General features: G+C 47.8%; 5 protein-coding genes. 4 read left to right on the plus strand and 1 reads right to left on the minus strand.

The features are described from left to right. Nucleotides 1–293 precede the first annotated feature (293 nt). The gene (locus C6Y40_RS04965) at nt 294–2,072 is read right to left on the minus strand and encodes a lasso peptide isopeptide bond-forming cyclase (protein WP_105933625.1); all 1,779 of its coding nucleotides are present in this window, start codon (nt 2,070–2,072) and stop codon (nt 294–296) included. 571 nt (nt 2,073–2,643) lie between these two features. On the opposite strand from C6Y40_RS04965, the gene C6Y40_RS04970 reads away from it, so the two are divergent. The 4 genes from C6Y40_RS04970 to C6Y40_RS04985 all read left to right on the plus strand — a co-directional run bounded on the left by C6Y40_RS04970 (nt 2,644) and on the right by C6Y40_RS04985 (nt 4,555). Next, complete coding sequence (locus C6Y40_RS04970; protein ID WP_105933626.1) at nt 2,644–3,261, plus strand: hypothetical protein; 618 nt, start codon at nt 2,644–2,646, stop codon at nt 3,259–3,261. Nucleotides 3,262–3,287: 26 nt separating this feature from the next. Further along, on the plus strand, nt 3,288–3,467 hold the full coding sequence (locus C6Y40_RS04975; RefSeq protein ID WP_105933627.1) for a lasso RiPP family leader peptide-containing protein: 180 nt from the start codon (nt 3,288–3,290) through the stop codon (nt 3,465–3,467). Between the two features lie 319 nt (nt 3,468–3,786). Next, the gene (locus tag C6Y40_RS04980; protein ID WP_105933628.1) at nt 3,787–4,389 is read left to right on the plus strand and encodes a PEP-CTERM sorting domain-containing protein; all 603 of its coding nucleotides are present in this window, start codon (nt 3,787–3,789) and stop codon (nt 4,387–4,389) included. Between the two features lie 13 nt (nt 4,390–4,402). Further along, nucleotides 4,403–4,555: a lasso RiPP family leader peptide-containing protein gene (locus C6Y40_RS04985; RefSeq protein ID WP_240621851.1), complete on the plus strand. Its 153-nt coding sequence runs from the start codon at nt 4,403–4,405 to the stop codon at nt 4,553–4,555. The last annotated feature ends 254 nt before the right edge of the window (nt 4,556–4,809 follow it).

Raw genomic sequence — 4,809 nt, forward strand, 5'->3', positions numbered from 1 at the left:
GGATGACGGGGGTTGTGGCATGTGGTGATGACTTTAATTACCTGTCATCCCGGCCAACAAAATACAGTCATCCCGGCCAAAAAAATATTGTCATCCCGGCCTCCGAGCCGGGATCTTCTAAACAGTCTGGCTCCGCTTAAATAGCCTATTAAGGAGATCCCCGCTCAGGAGCATGCGGGGATGACGAAGGGTGTGGCATGCGGGGATGACGAAGGGTGTGGCATGCGGGGATGACGAAGGTGGAGCATGCGGAGATGACTAAGGTTGTGGCTCGCGAGGTATAAACAGCATTCTTAGTGATGCTGCTGGATCCAGCGTTGGGTTAATATGGCGTACAATAAGTCCACGTGTACATGGGCCTTATTACTCCCTACGGTATGATCAAAAGCACTCAGTAATTTTGCGTTATCCAACAAACCCATTTCTTCAAGGCGGGTGTCTTCCAGCAACTTTCTGAGTGGCTCAGCGTTATCTTTTACCAATTTGCCGAAATGATTATCAAAAGTCACTTTCTGCACATTCCAGCAAACGCTTTCTGGCAGCAAACTATCCATAGCATTACGCAGTAGCCATTTAGGGTAGGCGCCTCGAATAAGCTGCTTAGGCGGAATAGCGAAAGTAAATTCAGCAATACGGTGATCAAAAAAGGGATGAACTACCTCTATACCATATTGCCAGGCTACCTTTTGATACGAGCGTAACGAATTAAACGTAGAGGTTGTTTTAAGCGCCTGGTAACGGGCATAGCCTACTTCATCTTTGTTAGGATCAAAGGGATTTTTTACCGTGCCGGTTTCTTGCGCTAACGCACTGGCTTTTGGCGTTAACCAGGCAGGCAAGTCTGCAGGTTGACGCCCTTTAATTTGCCGCGCCAAAGCCAATAGCGACTGCGGGATCATCGGCTTCACAAACAACGAACGAAACACCGGCCACGGTGCCATGCCGGTTTGCTTACAGGCTTTGAGTACCTCGCTAATCACGCCAATATCGCCCTGCTTTAAGCGCTGAGTATAAGCACTGGCGTGCCCCCAGCACATTTCGTCACCACCATTACCGGTAAGTAATCGGTGACTACCAGCCGCTTGAATAATCTCACATTCCTGATGATAACGCGGAGAAAGTACGGTACCCGGTGAATCAAAATCGGTGGGATACAGAGATAAGAAATCCCGGTGCGCACCGGCATCTACCGTGATCTGGATGGGATCCTGAAGGCCCAGGTGGGCATACATCGCCTTAATATTGTCTGACTCATCGCAACTTTCCGACTGGCTGTATAAGTGCGATAACGGCCGGCAATGGCGTTGTGGGCTAAGCAGTTTATGGGCAAGCGCGGTAATCGAGGTTGAATCCATACCGCCACTCATTTGGCTGACTACCAAGTTCTCATCAGCGGCAATATGATCGCCCACGGTGTTGTTAAGCAACTGGTAAAACGCATCGCGATAGGCGTTATCCGAGGCCAGTTCAAGGCGATGAGCAGGGTCGATATCCCAGAACGGTTGGGTGTGCAGGCCACCATCCGGGCTGGCTTGCAACGAACAGCCCATCGGCAATACAGCAATATTGTTATACAGGCACAACTCTGGGTTAGGCTCGCCGGCCAGCCAACACGCCAATGCGGCGGGATTGAGCGTGGGGGTAGCCGGCAGTAATCCGGCAATAAAGCTGGCTTCAGAGCTGATAACCGTTACCTGACCCACTCGGGCATAGTACAAGCAGTGTTGATTAAGCGCATCGCGGCTGGCTATTAACTGCTGTTTATCTGCAGCCCAGCAAAACGCAGTGTGTGCCCCTTTAACGCGGCGCGATATGCCTGCCGCATTTTCATTGATTTGCGTGCTTAACGCATTATTATCGGGCGCGCGACTGCTCGCTACTATGGCATTGGCGTGGGTAAAACTAAACTGATGTAGCCTGGCGTTATGAACAGGGCCGTGCTGATTGTAGCTGGCAACCAGGCAATTAGGGTTTTGCCATAGCAAACGCACGGTGGCGAACTGGCTGGCTTGGTTAAACAATTCATTTAATGCGTGGTGGTTTGCCGCCACCATGGCAAACATTGCAGTCATAGGTAATGCAATTTACGTCCTTGGAGAATGCCGTTCACTATGCCTGTTTCGGCTATAGCAGGCAAGATAAGCGCTCCTGATCCAATAAATCCATTGCTGAAAAAATAATTAAACATTTGAAAAATATAGATTAAATCAAAAAATGGATCTTGTTGGAACATAGTTGCACAAAATTTGTGCTAATCGGTGAAAGGGAATAGAGAAATATAAAAAATATATTAAAATCATGTGCTTATGTGGTTTATAAAGATATGACAAGGCGCCAGTCAAGACAATAAAAATGGCACTCTGTAACGGTATCAGCGGCGCATATTGTGCCGAAATCCGCCTTTTTAAGGGTTAAACACGGCTTATCAAGCCATTTTTAAGGAGGTTGTCGGAGAATTTTACAGAGAAAATACCTAACGCCACCAAAATAGCTGGAAAATGTTTAGGTGTTATATAACCTATTGATAATAAAAGTTTATAAGTGTTATGGCGCGCTTTTTGCGTTAACTGAGTAGCGCACAACGCGGATCGTTATGGTAATAAGTTGTACAGGGTAGTAGCCGGACATTAGAGGAAGATAACAATGAAAAAATATTTATTAGCTGGTCTTTTTACACTTTTCGCCAGTCAGTCAAATGCGGCGTTTATTGAAGGCGTTACCGGTGCTGATATGGCAGGCATGACGGTTACCGCAGAATTTTCTGATGGTTCAACCGATACCCTGATGTGGAACGCCATGGGGACTGATATGGGCGGCGCGTTATCGCCGGAGTGGGGCGTAATGCTGTCGGGCGATTCGTTTGGTGAGTACGACCCGGGCACCAACACCTTTTACGGGCTTTGGGTTGTGGCCAACAACTCAAATTTCGATATTGTGGAACTTACCTTAAATGGCGTTAACGCTGGTGTGGTGTTCGATACAGAATTCGGTGATGCCTCAGCCAATGGCTCTGGTCCTGGCCGTGAAATGGTGGGCTCAAGTCCGATGCTAGTTGCCACTTATACACAAAATTACCTAGACGAGTTATTCAGTATTATGACGCTGATGAGCCTTGATGGCAGGGTAGTTGGCGCAGGAATGCGCAGTGCGTTTATGACCGACACCGACATGATCGAGCCGGATATGCCGGTGCCAGCCCCTGCAGGGCTAGCGCTAGTGGCATTAGGGCTATTATTGAGCGCTCGAAAACGCCAGGCCTAATAATCGAATTCGACAGGAGAATTACCATGAGCCAGCAAACAGCAAAGCAAAGCAACACAGAGCAACGTAACATAGAACAAAGCGCAGAATACCAAAAGCCTGCGTTAGATAAAGTCGGTAACCTGGCAGAACTCACCCAGGGGTTTGCAGGCAGTGTGCCAGACGAGCAGGGTGGCCAAACTAAACGCAATCCATTCCAGGGCTAGCACCTCATCGGCTGTAAAACGCTGAGGTGGAGATTTACCGCAAATAGCTTAGCTTTGTCTTAAACTCGCAATAAAGCAGTGTTACACTGTTAAATGAAGCAAAAACTACAGTTTAAACAATGGGTTAATTTTTAGGCATCTGTAGTGTCACAAAATTTTACACATTGTGCGGATCGCCCGGATCCGATATTGTTAATAACATGATCCGGTCTTTGTAAAACAACAACTTAAGTGATGTTTTAAATTCAGGCACGACAGTTGCATTAGTGATTGCAGTAGTATCAGTAATCAGATTTAACAACTTCAAGGGATTTTCCAAATGAAGAAATATTTACTCGCAATGGCATTAGCTGTAACAGCAAGCTTTTCAGCAAATGCATCTTATATCCAGGGAGTATCTGGTGCGGAGCTGGCAGGCATCGAAGTAACGGTTGACTTCTTAGCCGGTGGTTCAGAGTCTGCAACCTGGGTGTCTACCTCAACTACAGCTGGTGGTGCATTCGGTGCATCTGACTGGTCTGTAACGTTAGACGGTGATTCTTTCGGTGAGTTCGATCCTTCAACCAGCACTTACTATGGTCTGTTCGAAGTGTTTGCATCATTTGACATCATGTCAATCACCCTTGATATGCTGGGCACTGGTCTGGTATTCGATACCGAATACGGTATGGCTTCTGGCAACGGCTCTGGCGCTGGCCGCGAAATGGTAGTTGATCTGCCACAATACACCGTAACTTATAGCAACCTGGTTGAAGACGAACTGTACAGCACAGTGACTATCGACGGTATCTTCGAAGAAAACAGTGTAACTGGTTTCTTAACCGACGTAGACGCAGCTGCAGAAGATGTACCTGCTCCGGCTGGTCTGGCTCTGTTAGGCTTAGGTCTGCTGGGTATGCGCTTATCTCGTCGTAACAAGTAAGAAGGAACGAATTTTGAAAACTGAAAACACTCAGCAAAGCAAAAAGCAATACGTTGCGCCAGTTTTAGAAAAGGCGGGGAGCCTGGCCGAACTGACTCAAGGTTTCGCAGGTAGTGTACCTGACGAACAGGGTGGCCAAACTAAGCGTAACCCATTCCAAGGTTAATGCATTAACCTATTGAAAATCCCAATAAAAGCCCGGAACTAACCGGGCTTTTTTATGGTGTGCCGGGCATGGCGCGTGGTGTTTCGACACCGTTTAACTCACTGTGGTGGTGAGTTGATGACTTGGAGGTGAAAGTCCTCTGCACACCCGGCAAGGGGAAGTGCTAGCCGAACGGCAAGGGTGTTCATCGTGAGGTGAAATCTGAAGGAAGCCGAAGGCAAAATGCTGGCCTGACGAACAGGAAGCGGTTTAGG

Source organism: Marisediminitalea alba, from assembly GCF_002993365.1.
GTDB classification, from domain to species: domain Bacteria; phylum Pseudomonadota; class Gammaproteobacteria; order Enterobacterales; family Alteromonadaceae; genus Alteromonas; species Alteromonas alba.